A 26,136-nucleotide genomic window follows, 5' to 3' on the forward strand; every position below is an offset into this window, starting at 1 on the left:
TGATACAAGACAATAGAGATAATATAATGACAACTCGTAAAGGTATTATTCTTGCTGGTGGCTCGGGCACGCGTCTTTACCCGGTCACCATGGCAGTAAGTAAGCAACTGCTGCCAATCTATGACAAACCGATGATTTACTACCCGTTGACCACGCTGATGCTGGCTGGTATTCGCGATATTCTGATCATCAGTACGCCGCAGGATACGCCTCGTTTTGAGCAACTGCTTGGCGATGGCAGTCAGTGGGGACTTAACCTGCAATACAAGGTGCAGGAAAGTCCTGATGGTCTGGCGCAGGCCTTTATTATCGGTGACGAGTTTATTGGTAGCGACAGCTGCGCTCTGGTACTGGGCGACAATATTTTCTATGGTCACGACCTGCCGAAATTGCTTTCTAATGCCGTGAACCAGGAATCAGGTGCAACAGTATTTGCCTATCACGTTAATGATCCTGAACGCTATGGCGTGGCAGAGTTCGATGAGAATGGTAAAGCGATATCACTGGAGGAGAAGCCAGCCAAACCGAAGAGCAATTACGCTGTTACCGGTCTGTATTTCTACGACAACAATGTTGTTTCTCTTGCGAAGAACCTGAAGCCGTCAGCGCGTGGCGAACTGGAAATTACCGATATCAACCAGCTTTATCTGGAGCAGGGTAAGCTTTCTGTCGAAATGATGGGACGTGGCTATGCCTGGCTGGATACTGGTACGCACCAGAGCCTGATCGAGGCGAGCAACTTTATTGCCACCATTGAAGAACGGCAGGGGCTGAAAGTAGCTTGTCCGGAAGAGATTGCCTATCGCAAGGGCTTTATTGACGCGGAGCAGGTACGTAAGCTGGCAGCGCCGCTGGTGAAAAATAATTACGGCCAATATCTTTTGAAGATGATTGAAAATAATTAATTGCTCTAAGCCGCAGTATTATTCTGCGGCTTTTTTATAAGTATGGTATACATCAATAGTGCTTTTTTGTATTTAAAATAATATTCTTAAGGTTATTATGAATCAGAATGGTAACAACAGCTCCCTTCCAGGATATAATACGCAGCAAGTCAATCTTGCAGATTTGATTGGTCAGATATGGAAAGGAAAGAAAACCGTTGCAATTTTTATTGTCGGGTTTGTTATATTAGCCATAGCATATATTTTTGTCGCAAAGGAGAAATGGACCTCATCCGCTATTGTTAACCGTCCGGATGTCGGCCAAATTAACAATTATAGCAACGCGATGAATATCCTTTATGGCAATGCTGCGCCTTCTCTGGTAAATATTCAGCAAGATTTTATTGATCGTTTTAATGCTACATTCTCCGCTCTCGCCGAAACGCTGGATAATCAGGATGAACCTGAAAAATTAACCATCGAATCTGCCGTTAAAGGGCAGTCGCTGCCGTTAAAAGTTTCCTATACTGGCCAGACTGCTGAAATTGCACAACGTAAACTGTCCGAATTCATCCAACAGACTGATGATGAAGTGGCAAAAGAACTCCGTGCCGATTTGACCATGAATATCCGCGCGAAAACTGATGAACTGTCAAAAGCTATTGTTCGGCAGGAAACCATTGCCAAAGAGCAGAAGTCGCAAAAAATGGCGCAAATCAACCAGGCGCTAACAGTTGCTTCGCAGTCAAATATCAAAGAGCCTAAAGCTCAGCAAGTCGATCAGGTAAGCCAGGATACAATGTTTATGCTGGGAAGCGATGCCCTTAATTCGATGATGAAAAACGAGGCAAGTCGACCATTAGCTTTCTCCGATGAGTACTACTCATTACGTCAAAATTTACTGGCGATATCTACCCTGTTTATCGATAAAGCAGAGATTCATGCTTACCGCTATATCATGAAACCGAATCTGCCTATTCGTCGTGATAGTCCGAAGAAGAGCATTGTCCTTGCTATCGCATTGTTCCTCGGTGCCATGGTCGGTTCAGGATGGGTGCTCGCACGGAATGCGACCAAAGTCTATAGCCGTAACATCTGATGCTTTCAGAAAGAGACTATTTTCAGATACTGGTGAAAATGTACATTGTCTAACACACATTATTGAAATGATATGACAGCATTCCTACTGTTTTTTATGCAGATCAACTCCTTGTTTATTTCGGGGTTGCAGGCGGTAGACGATCGTACTGCTTTAATAGTGCGCATTGCCATCGGCTTATTCATTATTGCTATGTATCTGAAAAATCTGGAGGTCGAAAACAACCTTATCATTGGCACGGCGGTATTTTCAGCCTTTTTCCTTATTAACTTAAATGCTACCTGCATTAATTTTATTTTCACTCTGTGGTTTGTTTATCTTGTCAGGAGGCAGGGCGCAGTAGGTGTAATTAAAAGTGTATATTATTCGACGCTATTGTTTTCGTTAATATTTGCATTGCTGGTGGTAAAAGGTATCATCTATCCTGATATTGTTTATATTGCGGAAACTGGGCGATTCAGAAATAACATGGGCTTTTGGTCCGCCAACTATCCTGGTTTTATCGCTTATTCCTGCTTTATGACGCTGTTTGCCTGTAAAGGATATCTGTCAGGACTGATTCATCCATTGATACGCTATTTTACTTATGGGTTGATGCTGTTCTTTATTTTTGTTCCGTTCCTCGCCGATTCCAGAACGCCTGGCTATGCAATGATTGCGTCAATGATGTTCTTTGTCGCAATATCTAATAATCTATTGAGATATCTGGTAGCGTTTTATTTACCACTGGTCCCACTAGTGTTATTAAGTATTTCGCTATATCTTCCCTGGTATTATCATGGTAGCGATTTGGATTATCTATTGAGTGGTCGGTTAAGCTACTACTATGATTATCTCAGCGCGCTAAAAATGAATAATTACTTTTTCGGATCGCCGTTACCTGAATTTGCTCTTGATAACTCTTACCTTATTTTAATGACGGCTTTAGGATTAGGGTTTATTATACCTTTTACCTATATGGTCTATCGCGCAGTTCTTAATAATCCTAATAAATATTTCATTGTGCTAATTTTCTCTCTTATTTGCTATGGTTTCACTGAGGCGGTAATGGCTCGGGCAGAAACCAGCGTGGTGATTCTTTTTTACATGTTGATGTTTATTAAAACGCGTGAGGAAGAATTTGATAAGTTCGGTAACATGATAAATGTGGTTGATAATATTTTTATAAAAACTAAAAAAGTTTAAAAAATAGCGCCAACAGGCGCTATTTTTTTATCAACGTTACTGATGACGTTTTCTTAAATTCTCAATCACCGCCGTCAAATCCAGCTCCTGATCCTGCAACAGCACCAGCAGGTGATACATCAAATCCGACGCCTCGTTGGTCAGCTCCTCGCGGTCGTGCACCGTGGCGGCCAGTGCGGTTTCCACGCCTTCTTCTCCCACCTTCTGCGCAATACGCTTAGTCCCGCTGGCATACAGTTTCGCCGTATAGGAGCTCGCAGGATCGGCTGTTTTTCTCCCGGCCAGTAGCTGTTCGAGCTGATACAAAAATAGCCACTGATGGCTGGCCTCGCCGAAGCAGCTGGAGGTGCCTTTGTGGCAGGTCGGTCCGATGGGGTTAACCAGCGCCAGCAGGGTGTCGTTATCGCAATCTGGCGTAATGCTCACCACATTTAAAAAATGGCCCGAGGTTTCGCCTTTAGTCCATAAGCGCTGCTTCGTGCGTGAGTAAAAGGTGACCTTGCCGCTTTCTTCTGTTTTCGCCAGCGCATCCTGGTTCATATAGCCCAGCATTAACACCTCGCCGGACACCGCGTGCTGTACTACCACCGGCAGCAGCCCATCGGTCTTTTCCCAGTCCAGCGCTGCGCGTTGTTCCTTAGTTAACATACTCGTATCTCCACGCCCTGTGTCACCAGAAACGCTTTTAATTCACCAATATTAATGATCTGTTTGTGGAAGACGGAGGCCGCCAGCGCACCGTCAACGTCGGCATCACGGAAGGCTTCATGGAAATGCTCCATTGTGCCCGCGCCGCCGGAGGCGATCAGAGGAACGTGACAGACTTCGCGCACTTTTTTAAGCTGTTCAAGATCGTAACCGTTGCGCACGCCGTCCTGGTTCATCATATTCAGTACGATTTCGCCCGCGCCGCGCTTTTGCACTTCTTGTACCCAGTCAAGAGTTTCCCATTGCGTTATGCGGGTGCGGCTTTCGTCACCGGTATACTGATTCACATGGTACTTGCCGGTCTGTTCATCAAACCAGGTATCAATGCCAATCACAATGCACTGGACGCCAAAGCGATCCGCCAGACGGGTGATTAGCTCCGGGTCGGCCAGGGCAGGGGAGTTGATGGAGATTTTATCCGCGCCGAAGGAGAGGATCTGCGCCGCGTCTTCGATGGATTTGATCCCGCCGGCGACGCAGAAGGGGATATCAATCACTTCTGCGACGCGGGATACCCAGCTTTTATCGACCACGCGTCCGTCGCTGGAGGCGGTGATGTCATAAAACACCAGTTCATCCGCGCCTTCCGCCGCGTAGCGCTGGGCCAGCGGCACGATATCACCGATGATCTCATGGTTGCGAAACTGTACGCCTTTCACCACCTGACCATCGCGCACGTCAAGACAGGGGATTATCCGTTTTGCCAGCATTCGATGGCCTCCTTCACGGTGAATTTACCTTCCAGCAGCGCGCGTCCGACAATCACGCCGCGCACGCCGGTGCCGCGTAATGCGGCAATATCATTAATATCGCCAATGCCGCCGGAGGACTGAAACGCCACCTGCGGGTAACGCGCACAAACTTCTTCGTACAATGAGACGTTCGAGCCTGCCAGGGTGCCGTCGCGAGAGATATCAGTACACAAGACGTGTTTTAACCCTACCGGCAGATAGGTCTCCACCAGCGCTTCAAGGGAGACGCCGGAATTTTCCTGCCAGCCGCTGACCGCCACCTGCTTGTTACCCTGTTCATCGATGCGCACGTCCAGCGCCAGCACCAGCGCGTCCGCGCCAAAGCGTTCAAACCAGCCTTTAACAGTCTCCGGCGATTTGACCGCCGTGGAGCCAACCACTACGCGGGCGACACCCGCCGCCAGTAGTGCTGCTACGTCCTCTTCGCTTCGCACGCCGCCGCCGACCTGCACGGGGACATTGACGCCCGCCACCAGCGTTTTGAGCAGCGAAATCTGGCGCTTCGCCGGATCTTTCGCCCCGGTTAAATCCACCAGATGCAAGACCTCAGCGCCTTGCGCGGCGTAATCCTGTAGCCGGGGCAGCGGGTCGCTACCATAATCACGCTGCTGCGCGTAGTCACCCTGATGGAGGCGGACGACCGTGCCGTCAATTAAATCCAAAGCCGGAATGATCATCACATCTCCAGGAAATTTTTCAGCAGTTGCGCGCCCGCCGCACCGGAGCGCTCCGGATGAAACTGCACGCCGTAAAAGTTATCTTTTTGAATGGCGGCGGTAAACGGCTCGCCGTAGTGGCACTGGGCAATAGTCCAGGTATTCACTGGCATGGCGTAGCTATGCACGAAATAGAACCATTCACCGTCTTCAATGCCGCGAAACAAGCGATTGCCCGCCTGCGGATAGATTTGGTTCCAGCCCATGTGCGGCAGTGGCAGACCGAAATCGGTCATCTTCGGTACGTCCTGATCAATGATATTCAGCAGCTCGACGCCGTTACTCTCTTCACTGCGGCTGCCGAGCAGCTGCATGCCCAGGCAGATCCCCAGCACCGGTTGGGTGCAGGCTCTGATCAGATCGTACAGTTCACGCTCGCGGATTTGATCCATCGCGGCCTGCGCGGTGCCGACACCCGGCAGGAACAGCTTGTCGGCACGAAGCACCACATCCGGATCGCGGCTGACCACCGGCTCATAGCCGTGGCGCAGTATCGCAGACTTAACCGAATTCAGGTTGGCACAACCGGTATCCAGAATCGCGACGTTCATTACAGCACCCCTTTAGAGGAGGGAAGAGTGTCGCCTTCGACACGGATCGCCTGACGTAGCGTGCGGCCAAAGGCTTTAAACAGGCTCTCGACACGGTGGTGGTCGTTTTTGCCCTTGGTTTTCAGGTGCAAGGTCACGCCCATGGTGTAGGAGAGCGAGCGGAAAAAGTGTTCGACCATCTCGGTGCTTAAATCACCGACGCGCTGATAGGTAAACTCGGCGCGATACTCCAGGTGCGGACGACCAGAAATATCCAGCGCGCAGCGGGCGAGGCATTCGTCCATCGGCAGGACAAAGCCGAAGCGGTTAATGCCGCGCTTGTCGCCTAGCGCCAGTTTCAGCGCTTCGCCGAGCGCCAGGCCGGTATCTTCGACGGTGTGGTGATCGTCGATGTATAAATCACCTTTCACCTGTACTTCCATACGAAAGCCGCCGTGGGTGGCGATTTGATCGAGCATATGATCGAAAAAGCCGACGCCAGTGTTCATTTTGCTGCCGCCTTCACGGTCCAGCCAGACCTTCACGTCGATCTGCGTCTCTTTGGTGCTGCGTTCAACATGCGCATAGCGGTCACGGCGGGTAAGCTGTTCGCTGATGGCCGACCAATTCAGGGTATCGCGATTATAGAGCAGCCCGGTAATGCCCATGTTATCCGCCAGCTGAATGTCGGTCGCGCGGTCGCCAATCACATAGCTTTGCGCCTTATCCATCACGCCATCCGTCAGCCACGCTTCCACCAGCCGGGTTTTCGGCTTGCGGCAGTCACAGTTATCGGCAGGCAGGTGCGGGCAAATCAGCACCTCTTCAAACTGAACGCCCTGCGAAGAGAAAATCTGCATCATCAGATTATGCGGGCCGTCGAAGTCGGCCTGCGGCAGACTGTCAGTACCCAGTCCGTCCTGATTGGTGATCATCACCAGCTTAAATCCGGCTTTCTGGAGTGTTAACAGCGCCGGGATTGCCTCTGGCTCGAAGGCCAGTTTGTCGAAACGATCGACCTGAAAATCGCTGGGTGGCTCGGCAATCAGCGTTCCATCGCGATCGATAAACAGATACTTCTGTGTCATACCTTCTCCGCACTTAAGGCGTCAATGACGCGCTGAGACTCTTCCCGGGTGCCGACAGTAATACGCAGGCAGCCGCTTAAAGAGGGTTGTTTATTCTGATCACGTAAGATAATGCCCTGATCCCACAAAGATTTAAACACCGCACTCGATGCGGTGATCCGCACCAGAATATAGTTGGTTTCTGACGGAAATACCTGCTCCACGCAGGGGATATTTTGCAGGGCGTCAACCAGATACTGACGTTCATCAAGGATTTGCTGTACGCGCTCGCGCATGGCGAGAACACCCGGCGTGCTGAGCGCCTGGGCTGCAATATCCGCCACCGGCGTGGAAAGCGGATAGGGGGCAATCACTTTCATCAGCAGATTAATCACCTCTTCATTCGCCAGCGCAAAACCGCAGCGCAGCCCGGCCAGCGCAAAGGCTTTGGAAAGCGTACGCAGGATCACCAGGTGCGGATATTCGCTCAGCCAGCCGACCAGCGAGGCCTGCGGGCAAAACTCAATATAGGCTTCGTCAGCGACGACAATCGCCTTACCGCGCGTCATCTCCAGCAGCACGCGCAGATCCTGGGGATTAATAATTTGTCCGGTCGGGTTGTTAGGGCTGCAAACGTAAATTACTTTCACGCCGTCCAGCTTGTCAGCGATGCCCTGGAGATCCAGCTGCCAGTTTTCCAGTGCCGGAACAGTGCGATACTCCACGCCGATGGTCTCGGCGCTGACGCTGTACATGCCATAGGTCGGTGGGCAGAACAGCACCGCGTCCTGGCCCGGCTCGCAGAAGGCGCGGATCAGCAGTTCAATGGCTTCGTCCGCGCCACGACTGACCAGCACCTGTTGCGGCGTGACGCCAGCGTAGCGCGCATAGTTTTCAATCACCGCTTTCGGCTGACATTCCGGGTAGCGGTTGAGCGTCTGCGCGGTCAGCTGGAATTCTACCGCTTCGGGATATTCATTGGCGTTCAGCCAGACGTCGCCTTTACCGCCGAGACGACGGGCGGACTGATAAGGGACCAGCTCGCGGACGTTGGTGCGGGCTAATTCTTCAATACTCATGCTTGCTCCTTCAGCGCGTTCATGCGCAACGTGACGGCGTTTTTGTGCGCGGTCAGCCGTTCAGCCGCCGCCAGCGTTTCAATGGTCGACGCCAGCGCCGCGAAGCCTTCGCGCGACAGCTCCTGGACGGTCATCCGCTTCTGGAAATCTGCCAGCCCGAGGCTTGAGCAGGTGCGGGTGTAGCCGTAGGTCGGCAACACATGGTTGGTGCCGGAAGCGTAATCACCGGCGGATTCCGGCGACCAGTCGCCGAGAAACACCGAGCCGGCGCTGGTAATGCTGTCAACCAGATCGCGGGCGTTGCGGGTCTGAATAATCAGGTGCTCCGGGCCGTACTGGTTGGAGATAGCAACGCACTGGGCTAAATCCTGTGCCACGATCAGGCGGCTGGCGGAGAGCGCCTGACGGGCGGTGTCCGCGCGTGGCAGAGTGGTGAGCTGACGTTCAACGGCCTGCGCCACGCGACTCGCCATGTCGGCGTCCGGCGTCAGCAGGATCACCTGCGAGTCAGGGCCGTGTTCGGCCTGCGAGAGCAGGTCGGAGGCGACAAAATCCGGGGTTGCGCCGCTGTCGGCAATCACCAGCACTTCAGAGGGACCGGCTGGCATATCGATAGCCGCGCCGTCCAGACGCTGACTGACCTGGCGTTTGGCTTCAGTAACAAACGCGTTGCCCGGGCCAAAAATTTTGTCCACTTTAGGTACGGATTCGGTGCCGAAGGCCAGCGCCGCGATGGCCTGCGCGCCGCCCACGTTGAAGATGTTCTGCACGCCGCACAGTTGCGCGGCGTAAAGAATTTCGTCGGCAATCGGCGGTGGCGAGCACAGTACGACGTTATTACATCCTGCGATGCGTGCCGGGGTTGCCAGCATCAGCACGGTAGAGAACAGGGGCGCTGAACCGCCGGGAATATACAGGCCCACGGAATCTACCGGACGCGTGACCTGCTGACAGCGTACGCCGGGCTGCGTTTCGACATCCACGGCGGGAAGGATCTGCGCATTATGGAAGGTGGTGATGTTTTTCACCGCTACCGCCATCGCCTGTTTGATGTCGTCACCCAGACGAGCGCTGGCGTCGGCGATTTCCTGCGCGGTTACTTTCAGCGCTTTGACGTCGGTTTTATCGAATCTGGCGCTGTAGTCGCGCAGCGCGGCGTCGCCCCGGGTTTTTACGGTGTCGAGGATCTCCGCGACCGTACGGGTAATGCTGTCGGATGCGGAAATCGCCGGGCGCATCAGCAGTTCACGCTGCTGCTGCGGGGTGCTGTTGTTCCAGTCGATGATGGTGTTAAAGCTCATATGATTACCCTGTCTGTTTATGCTGAACGCCAGTCGTTGCGCCTGCCTGCCGGGTGGCGCTTCGCTTACCCGGCCTACGGATGGATTATCCGCCTTTGCGCCTGCCTGCCGGGTGGCGCTTCGCTTACCCGGCCTACGGATGGATTATCCGCCTTTGCGCCTGCCTGCCGGGTGGCGCTTCGCTTACCCGGCCTACGGATGGATTATCCGTCGTTGCGCCTGCCTGCCGGGTGGCGCTTCGCTTACCCGGCCTACGGATGGATTATCCGCCTTTGCGCCTGCCTGCCGGGTGGCGCTTCGCTTACCCGGCCTACGGATGGATTATCCGTCGTTGCGCCTGCCTGCCGGGTGGCGCTTCGCTTACCCGGCCTACGGATGGATTATCCGCCTTTGCGCCTGCCTGCCGGGTGGCGCTTCGCTTACCCGGCCTACGGATGGATTATCCGTCGTTGCGCCTGCCTGCCGGGTGGCGCTTCGCTTACCCGGCCTACGGATGGATTATCCGCCTTTGCGCCTGCCTGCCGGGTGGCGCTTCGCTTACCCGGCCTACGGATGGATTATCCGTCGTTGCGCCTGCCTGCCGGGTGGCGCTTCGCTTACCCGGCCTACGGATGGATTATCCGCCTTTGCGCCTGCCTGCCGGGTGGCGCTTCGCTTACCCGGCCTACGGATGGATTATCCGTCGTTGCGCCTGCCTGCCGGGTGGCGGCTTCGCCTTACCCGGCCTGGGAAGGATTGCCGGTTGTTATGGATTAACGTTTTGCTTGCCTGTCGTAGGCCCGGTAAGCGCAGCGCCACCGGGCACGTCTGGCACAGCCGCTTACTCCATCATCTTCTCAATCGGCAATACCAGAATCGAACTGGCCCCCAACGCCTTCAGTTTTTCCATCGTTTCCCAGAACAGGGTTTCACTGCTCACCATGTGCATCGCCACGCGCTGCTGATCGCCCGCCAGCGGCAGAATGGTCGGACGCTCCGCGCCCGGTAGCAGGGCGACCACTTCCTCCAGACGCTCGGTCGGGGCGTGCATCATGATGTATTTTGATTCACGAGCCTGGATCACGCCCTGAATACGGGTCAGCAGCTTGTCAATTAACTGCTGTTTGCCTTCTTCCATTTCGCCGTCGCGCTGGATCAGACAGGCTTTCGAGCGGTAAATCACCTCGACTTCACGCAGGCCGTTCGCCTCAAGCGTCGCGCCGGTTGAGACCAGATCGCAAATCGCATCCGCCAGACCTGCGCGGGGAGCCACTTCAACCGAGCCGTTCAGCAGACAGGATTTAAAGGCAATGCCTTTCTGGTCGAGATAACGCTTCAGAAGGTGTGGATACGAGGTCGCAATACGTTTGCCGTCCAGCATCGCCGGGCCATCCCAGGCTTCATCGGCCGGGGTTGCCAGCGACAGGCGGCAGCCGCCAAAATCAAGACGGCGCAGGGTGAAGTAGCGCGGATCTTCGCCCTGAGCGCGGCGGGTCAACAGTTCCTCTTCCAGTACGTTCTCGCCGATAATACCGAGGTCCACCACGCCATCCATCACCAGGCCCGGGATGTCGTCATCACGCACGCGCAGAATATCGATGGGCATATTTTCCGCCAGCGCAATCAGACGCTGAGTATGCAGGTTAATTTTAATGCCGCTGCGGGCCAGTAATTCGCGTGAATCATCGCTAAGACGGCCTGATTTCTGAATAGCTATGCGTAAACGGGTGTTATCTAACATTCTGTGGTCCTCATTATCCTGTCTGAATTCTGTCCAAAAAAAAGCCCCCGGAAGGCGATCTTCCGGGGGCTTTTTCTTGCGTTCATGCACCACTGGAAGATCTGAATGTCTTCCAGCACACATCGCCTGAAAGACTAGTCAGGATGATGGTGATGATGGTGGTGTTTAAATTGAACGCTGATCATAGTAATTCCGATGAATGCTTATTCATGTGTTGCTTTAAACCTAAACCAGGTTACCCGTCGATGGCAAGCCATTTTTTTGATCTTTAACTCATTTCATATTCACCCACTGAATTGTCAGTTCCGTCAGGGTGGCGTAGCCTTATCAATAACAGGTCACGTTAAGGAGATAAGCCGTGAAAAAGATCGCAATTGTCGGTTTAGGATGGCTGGGGATGCCGCTGGCGCTTTCACTCACGGCGCGAGGATGGCAGATCGCCGGCAGTAAAACCACGCCCGATGGGGTTGAGGCCGCGCGAATGTGCGGGATCGACAGTTATCTGCTGCGTCTGGAGCCGGAACTGGTCTGCGAGACCGACGATCTTGACGCGTTAATGAACGTTGACGCGCTGGTGATCACGCTGCCCGCCCGCCGCAGCGGACCGGGTGAAGACTTCTATTTCCAGGCGGTACAGGAAATCGTCGACAGTGCGCTGGCATATCAGGTGAAGCGAATTATTTTCACCAGTTCCACGTCAGTGTACGGTAACGCCTCCGGGGTAATAAAGGAGAACGCACCGCGTGAGCCGGTCACCGCCAGCGGTCGGGTGATTAAGGAGCTGGAAGACTGGTTGCACCATCTGCCGGGAACCTCCGTCGATATCGTGCGTCTCGCCGGACTTGTTGGGCCGGGGCGTCATCCGGGACGTTTCTTTGCCGGTAAAACCGCACCGGACGGGCAGCAGGGCGTTAATCTGGTTCATCTGGAAGACGTTGTTGCCGCCATTACGTTACTGCTTCAGACACCTAAAGGCGGGCATATTTATAATATCTGCGCGCCGCAGCATCCGTCCCGCGCGGTGTTTTATCCGCAGATGGCCCGGCAACTGGGGCTGGAGCCGCCGGTATTCACCTCGGGTGCTGAAGAGAATAAAGGAAAACTGATTGATGGCAGCCGGATTTGTCACGAACTGGGCTTTGACTATCAGTTCCCCGATCCGCTGGTTATGCCGATGGAGTAGGGTGTTTTTAGCAAATAATGCTATTAATACTTTTAATAATGCCGCCAGTGCTTAAAAATCAGGCAGTTAGTGGCCGTTAATTTATGATCTGCCTCGCATTCTCTTGTCAGGCCGCCTTTCTTTAGGGCAAAATACGCCGCCTGCAAAAAATGAAACTAACCGACGTTAAACGCGTCGGTTATTTTTTTGCATAAAGACACTCATTCAATACCAAGAGGCCGGGCTTCGTACCGGATAGATATTTACTAAAAACCGACAGTTGTTGTCGCTGAGGAATCCAGAAAATGGGGCAATTTTTTGTTTACGCGACGGCATTCGCCGAAAAGGGGAATGACCATGTCGCATAACGTTACTCCAAACACCTCTCGCGTGGAATTGCGTAAAACGCTTACGCTGATTCCGGTTGTTATGATGGGTCTTGCCTATATGCAGCCGATGACGCTGTTCGATACGTTCGGCATTGTCTCTGGTTTGACGGATGGTCATGTGGCGACGGCGTATGCCTTCGCGCTGGTGGCAATCCTCTTTACGGCGCTGAGCTACGGTAAACTGGTCCGTCGTTTCCCGTCCGCTGGCTCCGCCTACACCTATGCCCAGAAATCCATTAGCCCGGTGGTTGGCTTTATGGTTGGCTGGTCGTCGCTGCTGGACTATCTGTTCATGCCGATGATCAACATTCTGCTGGCAAAAATCTATTTTGAAGCGCTGGTACCGTCCGTGCCGTCGTGGATTTTCGTTGTCGCGCTGGTGGCCTTTATGACCATCTCTAACCTGCGCAGCATCAAGACCGTTGCCAACTTCAATACCCTGATCGTGATCCTGCAAATGGGTATCGTGGCGGTAATTGTCGGATTGATCATTTATGGTGTCGATCACGGTGAAGGTGCGGGGACGCTGACCAGCACCCGTCCGTTCTGGTCTGAAGGCGCACATGTCGTGCCGATGATCACCGGGGCAACTATTCTCTGCTTCTCGTTCCTGGGCTTCGACGGTATTTCTTCGCTGTCTGAAGAGACCAAAGACGCCGAGCGCGTGATCCCGAGAGCGATTTTCCTCACCGCGCTGATTGGTGGGCTGGTCTTTATCGTTGCTTCTTACTTCCTGCAACTGTACTTCCCGGACATCTCTCGCTTTAAAGATCCGGATGCCTCACAGCCGGAAATCATGCTGTACGTGGCGGGTAAAACCTTCCAGTGGGGCGTGCTGATTTTCTCCAGCGTAACCGTACTGGCGTCCGGCATGGCCGCGCACGCGGGCGTGTCTCGTCTGATGTACGTGATGGGCCGTGACGGCGTGTTCCCGAGCCGCTTCTTTGGCTATGTACATCCGAAATGGCGTACCCCGGCATGGAACGTGCTGCTGGTTGGCGCGATTGCGCTGCTGGCGATTAAATTCGACCTGGTTACCGCAACGGCGCTGATTAACTTCGGTGCGCTGGTGGCGTTTACCTTCGTTAACCTGTCGGTGATTTCCCAGTTCTGGATCCGTGAAAAGCGCAACAAAACGCTGAAGGACCATTTCAACTATCTGATCCTGCCGGTGTGCGGCGCACTGACCGTCGGCGCGCTGTGGGTTAACCTCGAAGAAAGTTCGATGATCCTCGGCCTGATTTGGGGCGCAATTGGTCTGGTTTACCTGGCCTGTGTGACCCGCGTGTTCCGCAGCCCGGTCCCGCAGTACGAAGATATCGCCTGATAATTGCGGCGGAATGCCGGGTGGCGGCTTCGCCTTACCCGGCCTACGGACGACCATAATCCGTAGGCCCGCGCAAGCGTAGCGCCGCCGGGCAGAGCGGCACCATTCCCTGAAACCGGAGACCTCGTTCTCCGGTTTTTTTATGTCTTATAACTCATGGTTATGTATTAGAGACTTTGGTTATTGGTTTGCGTCGGACGGGTCAGGAATAATTTACTGACTGATATTTTCCGGATTAAGCATTCCCTATGTTACAGATGATATTAAGCGGCCTGTTTTGCGGCGCGCTGTTAGGTTTTGTGATGCAACGCGGCCGTTTCTGCCTGACGGGCGGCTTCCGCGATATGTACATCGCCAAAAATAACCGTATGTTCTATGCCCTGCTGATAGCGATCTGTATTCAGAGCGTCGGCGTGTTTGCCCTGATCCAGACGGGCGTATTGCAATACGACGCGGGCACATTCCCGTGGCTCGGCACCGTGGTGGGCGGTTTCGTCTTTGGTCTCGGCATTGTCTACGCGGGCGGCTGCGCCACCGGCACCTGGTATCGGGCGGGAGAAGGGCTTATTGGTAGCTGGATCGCGCTGGTGACTTACATGGTGATGAGTGCGGTGATGCGCTCCCCGCACGCCGCCGGGCTGAACCAGTTCCTGAAAACACAAAGCACCGCGCACAACTCTATTGCCGAGACGCTGAATGTCTCCGTCTGGCCGTTGATTGCGCTCCTGCTGGTGGTCACTGCCTGGCTGGTACTCAAAGAGCTGCGTAAACCGAAACTGAAGGTCGCGACGCTGCCGCCGCGCCGTACGGGACTGGCGCATCTGCTGTTCGAAAAGCGCTGGCATCCGTTCTTCACCGCGACGCTGATTGGACTGATTGCGCTGCTGGCATGGCCGCTCAGCGAAGCCACCGGGCGCATGTTCGGCTTAGGCATCACTTCGCCAACCGCCAATATCCTGCAATTTCTGGTCGCGGGTGACAGTAAGTTCCTCAACTGGGGCGTGTTCCTGGTGCTGGGGATTTTCCTCGGATCGTTTATTGCCGCGAAGGCCAGCCGTGAGTTCCGTGTGCGTGCCGCCGATGTTGGCACCACGCTGCGCAGCGCCTCCGGCGGCGTGCTGATGGGCTTCGGGGCCAGCATCGCGGGCGGCTGCTCTATCGGTAACGGACTGGTGATGACCGCCATGCTCACCTGGCAGGGCTGGATTGGCCTGGCCTTTATGATCCTCGGTGTCTGGACGGCGTCCTGGTTCCTGTATGTACGTCCGCAGCGTAAAGCGAAACTCGCCGCTGCGGCAGCTTAATTGATTGACTGGAGTAGAAATGGCGATTAAAAAACTCGACGTGGTGACGCAGGTTTGCCCGTTCCCACTGATTGAAGCGAAAGCGGCGCTGGCGGAAATGCACAGCGGTGATGAACTGGTGATCGACTTTGACTGTACCCAGGCGACGGAAGCGATCCCCCAATGGGCCGCAGAAGAGGGGCACAGCATCACCGACTATCAGCAGGTCGGCGATGCAGCCTGGTCAATTACCGTTAGGAAAGCCTGAGTTTGACCGGCGCGGGGGGCGGCTTACACCGTCTCCTGCGCGTACTGATACAACGCTTTTAACAGCGCCTGCTTCTCACTGTTTCCTTCATACTGCCCCCACAACGCTTCCAGCTCCTGCGCATAAGCCTGTAAAAATTCAGGCGTGAAGATATTGCGGCGGTGCTGTAGCCAGCGCTGTTGTTCGGCTTCATCCAGCGTGCCGGGGAAATTACGCGCCCGGTAATTAAACAGCAGGCGTTCAATGCGCTTATCGGCAAAGGTAATATCCAGCGCGGGCAGGTTACGCGGGTCGGTCTCCAGCACGATTTTCATCGCCGCCCGGTCGGCGTCGCTGAAAAAGCCATTATAGAGTTGCGTATCGACATTGTCCGACGGCACAAACGGCTCGGCGTCGGCAAAAATTGCCACCACTTTTTCGCGTACCTGCGGGTTTTCACGCAGGATTTTCAGGTTATCAAGACAGCGCTGGCGGTTGATCCCCAGACGGTCGGCATCTTCCGGGCGCAGCGTATTCTGCTGCGCCAGCACCGGGCATTTATTCAGATGCACCAGCTTGACCGGCACCGGCAGCGCATCGCCCAGATCGGCCTTCGCGGTATAGAGCCGTTCGCGCAGGGCATCGGCATCCAGGGCCAGCAGCACGGAGACGTCTTCCGCGAGGTCGACCATAATCACCGCGTTGCGGTTTTCCGGGTGCCACGCCAGCGGCGCGACCAGGCTGGTATTGCCGCGCCAGGCACCGAACATCCCTGAGACATGCACCAGCGGTTTCATCTGCGGCACGTCGATCAGCGTCATCAGCTTATTTTTACCGCGATACGTATAGAGATAGTCAAACAGGCGCGGCTGTCTGGTTTTCAGCAGCTTCGCCATGGCAATCGTCGCGTAGACATCTGCCATCGCATCATGGGCGTTACTGTGCTCAATGCCGTTGGCTTTGGTCAGATGTTCAAGGCGGAAGCTCGGCAAGCCCTCGTCATTTTCTGGCCAGTTAATGCCTTCCGGGCGCAGGGCGTAGCAGGCGCGCATCGCATCCAGCAGATCCCAGCGCGAGTTATCATGCTGCCAGCTCCAGGCGTAGGGATCGTAAAAGTTGCGATAAAAAATATTGCGCGTGACTTCATCGTCAAAACGCACGTTGTTATAGCCCACCACGCAGGTCTTCGGTACGGTAAAAAGGTCGTGAATGCGGCGTGCGAAGGTGGCTTCGTTATCGCCTTTCGCCAGCGCTTCCTGCGGCGTGATGCCGGTGATCATCACCGCTTCCGGCTGCGGAAGATAATCATCAGCGGGCTTGCAGTAGAACACCTCAGGCTCACCGGTCACTGTAAAATCAGCATCGGTGCGGATAGCGGCGAACTGAGCAGGCCGGTCCAGCGCCGGGCTGGTGCCGAAGGTTTCGTAATCGTGAAATAAAAATCCTGGCTGATGCGGCGTATCTTGCATAGGTATGATTAATCCGTGATGGGCTGCGAGGGAGACTCACCGGTATGGTAAACGATTTAGCCAGCCATCGTAAGCGCCAGTACCGGGTTTCTGTCCGTGATGGATGTCATATTTTCTTGCACTTTAACCGGGCACGTTTTCAGGATCTCCCGTAAAAAGGACGGCGAATTATAGAATGAGGATATGCTGTTGAAACGCCGTCTGTTTATTGCTGTTTCTTTACTCGCTTCGGGTATTTCTTCCGCGCTGGCTGCCGATACCTTTGCCGTGTCGCCGCAGCCGCCTGCCGTGCAGGCAGGAGCCTGGGTACTTATGGATTACACCACCGGTCAAATTCTGTCCGCCGGGAACGAACATCAGCAGCGTAACCCCGCCAGCCTGACCAAACTGATGACCGGTTATGTCATTGACCGGGCCATCGATAGCCACCGTATCAGTGCAGATGACGTTGTGACCGTTGGCAAAGATGCGTGGGCGAAGGGGAATCCGGTGTTTGACGGCTCGTCGCTGATGTTCCTTAAACCCGGCGATCGCTTAACGGTATACGATCTGAGCCGGGGGCTGATTGTCGATTCCGGTAACGATGCCTGCGTGGCGCTGGCGGATTATGTCGCCGGGGGACAGCCGCAGCTTGTGAAGATGATGAACAACTATGTTCAGAAGCTCAATCTGCGCGATACCCATTTCGAAACGGTCCACGGCCTTGATGCGCCGGGTCAGCACAGTTCGGCTTACGATCTGGCGGTGCTTTCCCGCGCCATTATTCACGGCGAACCGGAGTTTTATCACATGTACAGTGAGAAAAGCCTGACGTGGAACGGCATTACTCAGCAGAACCGTAACGGGCTGTTATGGGATAAAACGCTGAAAATCGACGGTCTGAAAACCGGCCATACATCGGGAGCCGGGTTTAACCTGATCGCCTCTGCCGTTGAGGGAAATCAGCGGCTGATCGCGGTGATTATGGGCGCGGCCAGTTCGAAAGGCCGCGAAGATGAAGCACGAAAACTTCTCGTCTGGGGCCAGCAGAACTATGCCACCGTGCAGATCCTGACGAAGGGGAAATCCATTGGCAACGAGCGCATCTGGTACGGTGATAAAGAAAACGTCGCGGTTGGCCCGGATCGTGATTTCTGGATGGCACTGCCGAAAACGGAAATCGAGCATATCAAGGCCCGGTACGTGCTGAATGGCAAAGAGCTGGATGCACCGATTGCCGCTCATCAAACTATCGGCGAAATCGAACTCTACGATCGCGATAAGGTCGTCGCCAGGATGCCGCTCACTACCCTGGACGGCGTGGAGAAAGGCGGACTGTTCTCGCGCCTGAGCGATTATCTGCATCACAAATCCTGATTTTCAGCGCCCTCCATCGGGGGCGCTTTTTGCATCTCTTCCCTTCAGCACACATACTCAATCCATCGGCTTTATCATCGTCATCCAACGGGAGGCAACATGGATTATCACATTGAACAGGCTGACACGCGCAACGTCGCGGGTTTTCACCTCGTCGGGCCCTGGGAGAAAACGGTTAAGCAGGGCTTTGAACAGCTGGTGCTGTGGGTTGATACCCAGCGTGTTCAGCCGCAGGAGTGGCTGGCGGTTTATTACGATAATCCGGATAACACGCCCGCCGAAAAACTGCGCTGTGCGACGGTGGTGAGGGTGGAAGAGGGCTTTACCGTTGGCGAAAACAGCCCCGGCGTGATCCTCACCGAGATTGAGGGCGGGCAGTACGCCATCGCCAGCGCGCGGGTCGAGAATCATGATTTTGCCACCCCGTGGCGTGAGTTCTTCGATAGTTTGTCGCAGGATGACAACCACCAGATTGCCCCTCGTCCCTGTTTTGAAATTTACCTGAATGACGGTAACGCGGACGGCTACTGGGATATTGATATGTATATCCCGCTCGCGGATGCATAAGAAAATCGCCTTAACCATTGAGAGGGAATTCGCACAGATGGGATGCTTATGGCCGGGAAAAAACGGTACAATTGCGCTTTTGAACGAGTGGCCGGAGAGCGGGTTTGCGCGCTGATAAGTCCTTAAGTCCCTTTGAGATCCGTTTGTATCGTCACTACCGGATAGTGCACGGTGTCCGTATCGCGCTGGCGTTTATTCTTACCTTTTTACTGGTAAGACTGTTTGATATCCCGGAAGGGACGTGGCCGCTCATCACTCTGGTGGTGATCATGGGGCCGATTTCGTTCTGGGGTAACGTGGTGCCGCGCGCGTTTGAGCGTATCGGCGGTACGATCCTCGGCTCGGCGCTGGGGCTGGTGGCCCTCCAGCTTGAGCGCTATTCGTTGCCCGTTATGCTGATCTGGTGTGCGGCAGCGATGTTTTTATGCGCCTGGCTGACGCTCGGCAAGCGGCCTTATCAGGCGCTACTGATCGGCATTACTCTGGCGGTGGTCGTAGGATCGCCGGCGGGGGACATGCACACCGCGCTGTGGCGAAGCGGCGATGTTATCTTCGGCTCCTTGCTGGCAATGCTCTTTACCGGCATCTGGCCGCAGCGGGCGTTTTTACACTGGCGCATTCAGATGGCGAACTATGTCACCACGTTTAACCGGCTTTATCAGGCCGGGTTTTCGCCCAACCTGGTTGAGCGCCCGCGCCTTGAAAAGCGCCAGCAAAACGTGCTTAACGACGTGGTAAAAATGCGCGGCTTGATTACCCCCGCCAGCAAAGAAACCCATATCCAGAAGTCGATTTTTGAAGCCATCCAGACCATTAACCGTAACCTGGTGTGTATCCTGGAGCTGCAAATCAACGCCTTCTGGGCCTCGCGTGCCAGCCATTTCATCATGCTTAACGCGCATACTTTGCGCGAAACCCAGCAGATGACCCAGCAAACGCTGCTGACCATCGCCCATGCCTTGTACGAAGGCAATCCCCAGCCGATCCTCGCCAATAGCGAAAAGCTTAATGAGATTGTTGCCGAGCTTCGTCAGTTGATTGTCGACTATGAAGGTGACGATCTGGCCGAAACGCCGATACATGGCTACGTGTGGCTGAGCATGGAACTGGCGCGGCAACTGGAGTTGCTGTCGCATCTGATCTGCCGGGCGCTGCGCAAATAAACTGCAAACAGCGGCGGTTTTGCGCCAGGTGTTTCGATTCAGCCCCATTTAGCGGTATGATAAGGACAAAGTAAAAATGATTGTCTTCAGCGATGGCTCTCAGTAGTGTTTACCCTATGGCTGTCGCATTAACGAATCCGAATCTCAATTATCAGAGGTATAGCAATGGAAACCACCAAGCCTTCATTTCAGGACGTACTGGAGTTTGTTCGTTTGTTCCGTCGTAAAAACAAGCTACAGCGTGAAATCCAGGACGTTGAGAAAAAGATCCGTGATAACCAGAAGCGCGTACTGCTGCTCGACAACCTCAGCGACTACATCAAGCCGGGGATGAGCGTAGAAGCGATTCAGGGCATTATCGCCAACATGAAAAGCGACTATGAAGATCGCGTGGATGACTACATCATCAAAAATGCGGAAATCTCCAAAGAGCGCCGTGAGATCTCCAAAAAACTGAAGGTGATGGGCGAGCTGAAAGTTCACGAAGCTGAACCGAAAGCCGAGTAATACTGACGGGCGGTGGGCCAGGCGCTCACCGCCACGCGTCTTTGTGCCCGTTCTGGCTTAAAAACAGTCTATAATCGTCGAGACAAATTCTTGCCACGTTCGGCATTCACTGGCTTTTTTCAGATTGGGCGGCTCCAGTAGCAGCACAATCAGATTATCGAAAATATCGTAAAACAGCGCACGCTCAGCCTGGTTGATGGAAAACAGCAGCACTACGTTGACCATATTATTGCCCCATGAAAACGTCTTCTCGCTAATCACCACGCATAGCCCGGTTTTGGTCGCGTTCATTTTCATCGAATGTGGAACGGCGATATTGCCAAAGGTGGTGGAGTAACTGCGTTCACGCTCGAAAACATCCTCGACAAACGTGGCGTCGACATAGCCGTGACGGTGCAAGGCATCGGCCATAAAGGGGATCGCCTCATTTTCATCCGTCAGCGGCGGATTATAAAAAAACAGGTTTTCATTGGAGATAAGCTGCAAATTCTCCAGTAGCCGGGCGCGTCTCTTCTTCTGTCTGACCCGCTCCATTTTATATTGCAGCGCGGAAATATCCCGGTCAGTGAGGAACGGATTGATATACACCCATTCCATCATGGTTTGCGGGATGCGTAAGGTGGAAATCAGAAAATCAGGCGCGGGCAGATTTTCAAACTCCTCGTAAGAGGTCACGATGGCGCGAATAATCAGCTGTTGACCAAACAGGCCGTCGATTTGTGAAATCAGCCGGTTGGTATGGTTGTGATAGTGCGGAACCAGCAGCACACAGCTGACTTTATTCTGCTCGGCGATTTGGTTGCCGAGAATGCTGCCGATATGCAGCGCGATATAGGCGATCTCATGTTCATCGACCGTAAAGCCCGTGGCCTGACGGATTTTTTCTGAAATCGCCACCGCGCATTCGAAAATCAGCGGACAGGAGGTTTTGATATGGTCGGTCAGCGGATTACGCGTCACATGTCCGTGTTGCAGGCGTACCAGCAGGTTTTTAATATGGATAGTGAAGCGGATCAGAAACTGCTTGCTATCGCCGTCAATGAAATCATAGCGCTGCATCTCTTTGCGCAGGATGGCAACCAGATCCATACACTGTTTGCCCGCCAGCGCCTCAATATTGCCGGCGTGGATTTCATCCATGTCGATTCTGATCAAGCTGCTCAGCAGTACGACGGTTAACGCTTCCGCCTCCAGCTCGTTATAAACGACCTCAAAATGCCGCTCAATATCATGGATGACTTTACGTGCCAGCGTGGTTTCATGTTCATCGTACTTTCTCTCAGCCGGGGAGGCGTGTGCGGCCCCGTTATGATGATACGTATGATCGTTACGGATACGGTCAATACTGATGACCACATCCAGTACCAGGCTGAGCAGCGCATATTCATTAATAAAGTAGTGCCAGGCTTTGCAGGACTCGACCAGGATAGAGACTAAATGATCGATATCGTACTGCGGAAAAATCCGGCCAATTTCCGCCAGGCTGAGAATGTTGGCGCTGAATTCGGCGTAAAGCAGGCTGGAAAACATGCGCCGCTTATCCCGTTCCAGGCCTTCGATATCCAGATAATCGTTGGTTACCGTCAGGTACAGATTAAAATCCTTGAGCTTTTTACGCACCAGCAGCAGATCTTTTTTCACCGTCTCATAGCTCACGCACAGAATATCGCTGAGACCATAGAGATCCGGCAGTTGGCTCGCGGGTTGACGGCTATTAAGCAACTGAGTCAACAGATAGTTAACTCGCTCCTCAGGCGTCTGGGGCATATTATGCACATGGCTGGCAAGCACGCGCATGGCGCGTGCTTTATCTATCGCATAGCCGCGATGGGAAGACTGAATAAGCCCTGGCTCGCGGACGTTGATCTCGGCAATATAGTTTTTCACGCTGCGATCGCTGACGGACATGTTTGTCGCCAGTACCTGCGCGGTAAGCGCGTCCGCGCTGTCGAGAAATAGCCGCAGCAGTTTCAGATGCTTACTTTGCATTATCCTTCATTCTCCTGGCGTTGCCTTACTGCGCCCCTCAGGGAGACACGTTTGCGGCTCATCACCCATAGCCCGCTGATGACCAGCAGCGCGCCGAGACAGGCCCATACACTGGGGATCTCATGAAATACTGCCATGCCCAGCAGCGTTGCCACCACGGGCTCAACCGAGGCCATCATCGCCGCCTGACTCGCTTCACCCTCACTGACCGCCCGGGTATAAAGCAGGTAGGGCAGCGCAGTGTTCAGCAGGCCGATGACAACAACCCACAACAGCGAGCCCGGCGCGGCACGCAGGATGCTCAGGCCGTGAGGTATATCTACCGTCGCCAGCGCGGCAGCGGCACCGAACAGCATACTCCAGGCGGTGACGGTGACGGCGTCAGCGCGCTGGGTCTGTCTTTTCGCCAGCACAGCATACAGGGCATACAGTAGCGCAGCGAGCAGGGCAAAACCAACGCCCCGCCAGGAGTAATGCAACGTGGCGGGAAATAACCCCGCCGCCAGACTACAGCCGCTAAACGTCAGCGCCAGCGCAAGGAGTTTATGTCGCGTCAGCGGCTCATGCAAAAGCATGGCTGACAGCAGCATCACCATTGCCGGAGAGGTATAGATCAGCACGGCGGTAAGCGAGAGAGAGACCGCCTGCACCGCCAGCACGTAGCATAGCGAGTAGAAAAACAGGCAGCCTGCGCCCATTAGTGCCAGCCACGGCAGTTGCCGCAGTCCGATCCGCATACCGGAGGGACGACGAAGCGCAACCATACACACGACGCCTGCCGCTATCAGCAGGCGCAATGTGCCGATCTCGACCGCAGTGAAGCCATAAGCGCTGAGATAGCGCATCACCAGTCCTGAGGTTCCCCAGCAGATCCCGGCAGTCATAGCCAGCAGGGCTGGTCTGGCCACCACAATCAGAGTTCTTCGCCGTGGCTGGCGATCACCCGCTGATACCAGCCGTAGCTTTTCTTACGGCTGCGTGCACCGCTACCCTGGCCATAATCGTCCAGATCGACGTAAATAAAACCGTAACGTTTGCTCATTTCTGACGACGAACAACTGACGATATCGATGGGGCCCCACGGGAAATAGCCGATGACGTCCACGCCATCACGAACCGCTTCTTTTACCTGCGCCAGATGCGACCGCATATAGTCAATACGATAATCATCCTGAACCTCACCGTTCTCCTCTTTTTTGTCGAAAGCGCCAATTCCGTTTTCGGCAATCATGATCGGCACCTGATAGCGATCCCAGTACAGATTCAGCTTGGTGCGCAGCCCGATGGGATCGATACCCCATCCCCAGTCGCTGGCCTGAATATGCGGATTGGCATACGAGGTTTTGCGTTTTAACGCGCTTTCAGCATCGCTGATTCGGGTGTAATAGTAGGAGATGGCCAGAAAGTCGGCGGTATTATGCAGCGCCTCTTCATCGCCGGGATAGAACTGCAACTGAATGTTATGCTCTTCGAAATAGCGGAAGGCATATCCCGGATAGCGCCCGCGCAGCAGCACGTCACCATAAAAATATTCCATCTGGTTACGGCGCACGGTCGCCAGCACATCTTCGGGCTTACAGGTGGCAGGGTAGCTAATGCCGTCGGCGAACATCATACCGATGCGAAACTCGGGGTTAATCCGTCGCGCAATCGCCGTCGCCTTCGCGCAGGCCACCATCTCATTATGTACCCCCTGATACTTTGCTTCAGCCAGGTTGGCGACTTTATCTTCCGCAATGCCGAGATGGTTAAATGATTCATGAACGATCAGGTTAATTTGATTAACGATGATCCAGTATTTCACTTTGTGCTGATAGCGGGTAAACACCGTCTCGCAATAGCGGACAAAGAAATCCACCAGCTCACGCGAATACCAGCCGCTATAGGCCGTGGTCAAATGCAGCGGCATCTCATAGTGGGAGAGGGTGATCACTGGCTCCATACCGTTGGCGATGATTTCGTCGATCAGCTTGTCATAAAAACGCAGCCCGGCTTCATTAGGCACCTGTTCGTCGCCGTTAGGGTAAATTCGCGACCAGTTAATTGAGGTACGAAACGAATTCATTCCTGTTTCGGCTAATAACTTCAGGTCTTCTTTGTAAGTATGGTAAAAATCAATGGCGTTGCGTTTAGGATAAACGCCCTGCGTATCCTGCATCGCGTTCAGAATATCCTCGGTAGTAATTTCTTCATTATATTTTTTATCCAGCGCGACATCGTTACGGAAAAGATTAATATCCGCAACGCACCAACCTTTGCCATCTTCTTGCCAGGCTCCTTCACATTGGTTGGCGGCAACGGCACCGCCCCATAAAAAATGCTCGGGAAAACCATCAGGAATACGTTTACTGGTCAAAATAGGTGACTCCTTTTAGTCAGTGGCCCGCAGGCCACGTGGATGAGGGACAGCATTCAGACAGAGGCGGCTTCTGCGGCAACCTGCTGCTTTTCATACATTTTGAAGAAGGGATACCAGATCAGCGTACTCACCGTGGCGACAACGGCCAGCAGGATCAGGCCATTCAGGTCCTGCGAGACGATCCAGGTCGAAATAGGGAACGGGCAATACCACATATCGAACACGGCGGCAGGAATGTTGACGACACCCATACTCAACACCACGTAAGTAATCAACGGCAAAATAATACCCTGTAACCACAGCGGCACCATTAATATGGGGTTCCAGGCCACTGCGCCGAAAATGACCGGTTCATTGATATTAAAGATGCCCGGCACCAGCGAGGCGGAGCCCAGCGCTTTCAGGCGACGAGATTTGGATCGTACCAGCATAATCACCAGCGGCAGCGTGGCACCGATACCGCCAATCGCCACCCATCCTGAATAAAGGACTTCCGCGGTCACGATATTTTTCGCAACGCCGCCCGCGGCTACGGCTGCCATATTCGCCGTAATCCCCGCCAGGAAGATTGGCTTGGTGATCGGGAAAAGCACCCATCCGCTGATGCCCATGGAGTAGAGGAATACGCCGAGGAACGTAATTAACAGGAACCCCGGCAACGTTTGCGCGAAAGCGGTAATTGGCATGAAAATATTAATCAGGATCTGATAGAGATCCAGTTTGAGGATATAAACGGCGAGCCAACCGGTGACGGTGACGACCAGAATCGGAATAATGGCGTCAAACCATACCCGGACAAAATCCGGAATGGCGCTGTCTTGTTTGAAAAAGGAATATCGCCCGGCAATCCCCATCACAAACGCAACGTAAATCCCGGCAATAATGGCAACAAACATTCCCCCGGCACCAAAATATTTGAATTGCAGGACCGGCACTTCCTGTAGCTTAACGATGATCATGAACAGCGCGATGCCTGACATCCCGGCAATCAGACGCATTTTATTGATTTTCTTTTTTTCCATATAGTTGAATGGGATCAGAAACGCAATAAACACCGAGATCAGTCCCATCGTGTAGCTGGATATGGTTGACAAATTGGGGAACCACGGGAGAAAATTTTTCAGGATCGATAATACGGTGACCAGCGAGCCCACCAGTATCATCGGCAACACCTGCATGATGGAGTCTTTGAGCGTCAGTACCCAGACGTTGCGGTTGATCCTGTTCATTGGCGGTGCGAAATGCACCTCCATCCAGTCGATAAATTTCTGCATATT

At 53.9% G+C, this 26,136-nt stretch carries 27 protein-coding genes and 1 other annotated feature; of the genes, 13 read left to right on the forward strand and 14 right to left on the reverse strand.

Going from position 1 to position 26,136, the window contains the following annotated elements; genetic code table 11:
- Positions 1 to 26: 26 nt before the first annotated feature.
- The 3 genes from rfbA to INT84_RS08680 all read left to right on the forward strand — a co-directional run bounded on the left by rfbA (position 27) and on the right by INT84_RS08680 (position 3,168).
- Positions 27 to 905, forward strand: coding sequence for a glucose-1-phosphate thymidylyltransferase RfbA (rfbA, locus tag INT84_RS08670; protein WP_194206483.1), 879 nt, complete (start codon positions 27 to 29; stop codon positions 903 to 905).
- A 97-nt stretch (positions 906 to 1,002) separates the two neighbouring features.
- Positions 1,003 to 1,983: an LPS O-antigen chain length determinant protein WzzB gene (gene wzzB, locus INT84_RS08675; protein ID WP_194206484.1), complete on the forward strand. Its 981-nt coding sequence runs from the start codon at positions 1,003 to 1,005 to the stop codon at positions 1,981 to 1,983.
- A gap of 72 nt (positions 1,984 to 2,055) precedes the next feature.
- Positions 2,056 to 3,168 carry a hypothetical protein gene (locus tag INT84_RS08680; protein ID WP_194206485.1) on the forward strand — a complete coding sequence of 371 codons (1,113 nt, stop codon included), beginning with the start codon at positions 2,056 to 2,058 and terminating at the stop codon, positions 3,166 to 3,168.
- Positions 3,169 to 3,204: 36 nt separating this feature from the next.
- Here INT84_RS08680 and hisIE read toward each other — a convergent pair whose 3' ends face one another.
- The 7 genes from hisIE to hisD are packed head-to-tail and all read right to left on the reverse strand — an operon-like array spanning position 3,205 to position 9,321.
- Positions 3,205 to 3,816, reverse strand: a complete 612-nt coding sequence (hisIE, locus tag INT84_RS08685) for a bifunctional phosphoribosyl-AMP cyclohydrolase/phosphoribosyl-ATP diphosphatase HisIE (protein WP_194206486.1) — start codon at positions 3,814 to 3,816, stop codon at positions 3,205 to 3,207.
- Positions 3,810 to 4,586, reverse strand: coding sequence for an imidazole glycerol phosphate synthase subunit HisF (hisF, locus tag INT84_RS08690; protein WP_194206487.1), 777 nt, complete (start codon positions 4,584 to 4,586; stop codon positions 3,810 to 3,812). The genes hisIE and hisF overlap by 7 nt, the downstream gene beginning before the upstream one ends.
- The gene (gene hisA / locus INT84_RS08695; protein ID WP_194206488.1) at positions 4,568 to 5,305 is read right to left on the reverse strand and encodes a 1-(5-phosphoribosyl)-5-[(5-phosphoribosylamino)methylideneamino]imidazole-4-carboxamide isomerase; all 738 of its coding nucleotides are present in this window, start codon (positions 5,303 to 5,305) and stop codon (positions 4,568 to 4,570) included. The genes hisF and hisA overlap by 19 nt, the downstream gene beginning before the upstream one ends.
- Positions 5,305 to 5,895, reverse strand: coding sequence for an imidazole glycerol phosphate synthase subunit HisH (gene hisH, locus INT84_RS08700; protein WP_194206489.1), 591 nt, complete (start codon positions 5,893 to 5,895; stop codon positions 5,305 to 5,307). The genes hisA and hisH overlap by 1 nt, the downstream gene beginning before the upstream one ends.
- Positions 5,895 to 6,962 carry a bifunctional histidinol-phosphatase/imidazoleglycerol-phosphate dehydratase HisB gene (gene hisB / locus INT84_RS08705; protein ID WP_194206490.1) on the reverse strand — a complete coding sequence of 356 codons (1,068 nt, stop codon included), beginning with the start codon at positions 6,960 to 6,962 and terminating at the stop codon, positions 5,895 to 5,897. Before hisB ends, hisH begins: the two co-directional genes overlap by 1 nt.
- Positions 6,959 to 8,020 carry a histidinol-phosphate transaminase gene (hisC, locus tag INT84_RS08710; protein WP_194206491.1) on the reverse strand — a complete coding sequence of 354 codons (1,062 nt, stop codon included), beginning with the start codon at positions 8,018 to 8,020 and terminating at the stop codon, positions 6,959 to 6,961. Before hisC ends, hisB begins: the two co-directional genes overlap by 4 nt.
- Complete coding sequence (gene hisD / locus INT84_RS08715) at positions 8,017 to 9,321, reverse strand: histidinol dehydrogenase (protein ID WP_194206492.1); 1,305 nt, start codon at positions 9,319 to 9,321, stop codon at positions 8,017 to 8,019. Before hisD ends, hisC begins: the two co-directional genes overlap by 4 nt.
- On the opposite strand from hisD, the gene INT84_RS08720 reads away from it, so the two are divergent.
- The gene (locus INT84_RS08720; RefSeq protein ID WP_194206493.1) at positions 9,322 to 10,077 is read left to right on the forward strand and encodes a hypothetical protein; all 756 of its coding nucleotides are present in this window, start codon (positions 9,322 to 9,324) and stop codon (positions 10,075 to 10,077) included.
- Positions 10,078 to 10,141: 64 nt separating this feature from the next.
- On the opposite strand, the gene hisG is transcribed toward INT84_RS08720, so the two are convergent.
- Together hisG and hisL are read right to left on the reverse strand one after the other, a co-directional pair.
- On the reverse strand, positions 10,142 to 11,041 hold the full coding sequence (gene hisG / locus INT84_RS08725) for an ATP phosphoribosyltransferase (protein ID WP_176919175.1): 900 nt from the start codon (positions 11,039 to 11,041) through the stop codon (positions 10,142 to 10,144).
- A gap of 35 nt (positions 11,042 to 11,076) precedes the next feature.
- Positions 11,077 to 11,200, reverse strand: a sequence feature (His leader region).
- Positions 11,176 to 11,226: a his operon leader peptide gene (gene hisL / locus INT84_RS08730; protein ID WP_101706263.1), complete on the reverse strand. Its 51-nt coding sequence runs from the start codon at positions 11,224 to 11,226 to the stop codon at positions 11,176 to 11,178. Its footprint overlaps the feature before it by 25 nt.
- Positions 11,227 to 11,399: 173 nt before the next feature.
- Here hisL and INT84_RS08735 point away from each other — a divergent pair, with 173 nt between their 5' ends.
- From INT84_RS08735 to tsuB, 5 genes are all read left to right on the forward strand, one after another.
- Positions 11,400 to 12,224: an SDR family oxidoreductase gene (locus tag INT84_RS08735; RefSeq protein WP_194206494.1), complete on the forward strand. Its 825-nt coding sequence runs from the start codon at positions 11,400 to 11,402 to the stop codon at positions 12,222 to 12,224.
- 284 nt (positions 12,225 to 12,508) lie between these two features.
- Positions 12,509 to 12,571 carry a membrane protein YoeI gene (gene yoeI, locus INT84_RS24405; RefSeq protein ID WP_103674467.1) on the forward strand — a complete coding sequence of 21 codons (63 nt, stop codon included), beginning with the start codon at positions 12,509 to 12,511 and terminating at the stop codon, positions 12,569 to 12,571.
- Positions 12,561 to 13,919, forward strand: a complete 1,359-nt coding sequence (locus INT84_RS08745) for an APC family permease (protein WP_176919177.1) — start codon at positions 12,561 to 12,563, stop codon at positions 13,917 to 13,919. The genes yoeI and INT84_RS08745 overlap by 11 nt, the downstream gene beginning before the upstream one ends.
- A 248-nt stretch (positions 13,920 to 14,167) precedes the next feature.
- Entirely contained in the window at positions 14,168 to 15,223 is a 1,056-nt protein-coding gene (gene tsuA / locus INT84_RS08750; protein ID WP_194206495.1) for a thiosulfate utilization transporter TsuA/YeeE, read from the forward strand.
- 19 nt (positions 15,224 to 15,242) lie between these two features.
- On the forward strand, positions 15,243 to 15,470 hold the full coding sequence (tsuB, locus tag INT84_RS08755) for a thiosulfate utilization sulfurtransferase TsuB/YeeD (RefSeq protein WP_194206496.1): 228 nt from the start codon (positions 15,243 to 15,245) through the stop codon (positions 15,468 to 15,470).
- A gap of 23 nt (positions 15,471 to 15,493) precedes the next feature.
- Here tsuB and sbcB read toward each other — a convergent pair whose 3' ends face one another.
- On the reverse strand, positions 15,494 to 16,918 hold the full coding sequence (gene sbcB / locus INT84_RS08760; RefSeq protein ID WP_194206497.1) for an exodeoxyribonuclease I: 1,425 nt from the start codon (positions 16,916 to 16,918) through the stop codon (positions 15,494 to 15,496).
- A gap of 183 nt (positions 16,919 to 17,101) precedes the next feature.
- Here sbcB and dacD point away from each other — a divergent pair, with 183 nt between their 5' ends.
- From dacD to INT84_RS08780, 4 genes are all read left to right on the forward strand, one after another.
- Positions 17,102 to 18,274, forward strand: a complete 1,173-nt coding sequence (gene dacD / locus INT84_RS08765) for a serine-type D-Ala-D-Ala carboxypeptidase DacD (RefSeq protein ID WP_194206498.1) — start codon at positions 17,102 to 17,104, stop codon at positions 18,272 to 18,274.
- 99 nt (positions 18,275 to 18,373) lie between these two features.
- Complete coding sequence (sbmC, locus tag INT84_RS08770; protein WP_194206499.1) at positions 18,374 to 18,841, forward strand: DNA gyrase inhibitor SbmC; 468 nt, start codon at positions 18,374 to 18,376, stop codon at positions 18,839 to 18,841.
- Between the two features lie 104 nt (positions 18,842 to 18,945).
- Complete coding sequence (locus INT84_RS08775; protein WP_194206500.1) at positions 18,946 to 20,004, forward strand: FUSC family protein; 1,059 nt, start codon at positions 18,946 to 18,948, stop codon at positions 20,002 to 20,004.
- 165 nt (positions 20,005 to 20,169) lie between these two features.
- Positions 20,170 to 20,511 carry a DUF496 family protein gene (locus tag INT84_RS08780; protein WP_103674142.1) on the forward strand — a complete coding sequence of 114 codons (342 nt, stop codon included), beginning with the start codon at positions 20,170 to 20,172 and terminating at the stop codon, positions 20,509 to 20,511.
- Between the two features lie 57 nt (positions 20,512 to 20,568).
- Here INT84_RS08780 and INT84_RS08785 read toward each other — a convergent pair whose 3' ends face one another.
- From INT84_RS08785 to INT84_RS08800, 4 genes are read right to left on the reverse strand one after another with little or no spacing between them, the layout of a single operon-like run.
- Complete coding sequence (locus INT84_RS08785) at positions 20,569 to 22,500, reverse strand: transcription antiterminator (RefSeq protein WP_194206501.1); 1,932 nt, start codon at positions 22,498 to 22,500, stop codon at positions 20,569 to 20,571.
- Positions 22,500 to 23,411, reverse strand: coding sequence for a DMT family transporter (locus tag INT84_RS08790; protein WP_194206502.1), 912 nt, complete (start codon positions 23,409 to 23,411; stop codon positions 22,500 to 22,502). The genes INT84_RS08785 and INT84_RS08790 overlap by 1 nt, the downstream gene beginning before the upstream one ends.
- 2 nt (positions 23,412 to 23,413) lie before the next feature.
- Positions 23,414 to 24,856, reverse strand: coding sequence for a glycoside hydrolase family 1 protein (locus INT84_RS08795; RefSeq protein WP_228065993.1), 1,443 nt, complete (start codon positions 24,854 to 24,856; stop codon positions 23,414 to 23,416).
- A gap of 56 nt (positions 24,857 to 24,912) precedes the next feature.
- Positions 24,913 to 26,133, reverse strand: a complete 1,221-nt coding sequence (locus INT84_RS08800) for a PTS sugar transporter subunit IIC (protein WP_194206503.1) — start codon at positions 26,131 to 26,133, stop codon at positions 24,913 to 24,915.
- Between the last annotated feature and the right edge of the window lie 3 nt (positions 26,134 to 26,136).

The organism is Superficieibacter sp. 1612_C1, from assembly GCF_015234305.1.
GTDB lineage: Bacteria > Pseudomonadota > Gammaproteobacteria > Enterobacterales > Enterobacteriaceae > Superficieibacter.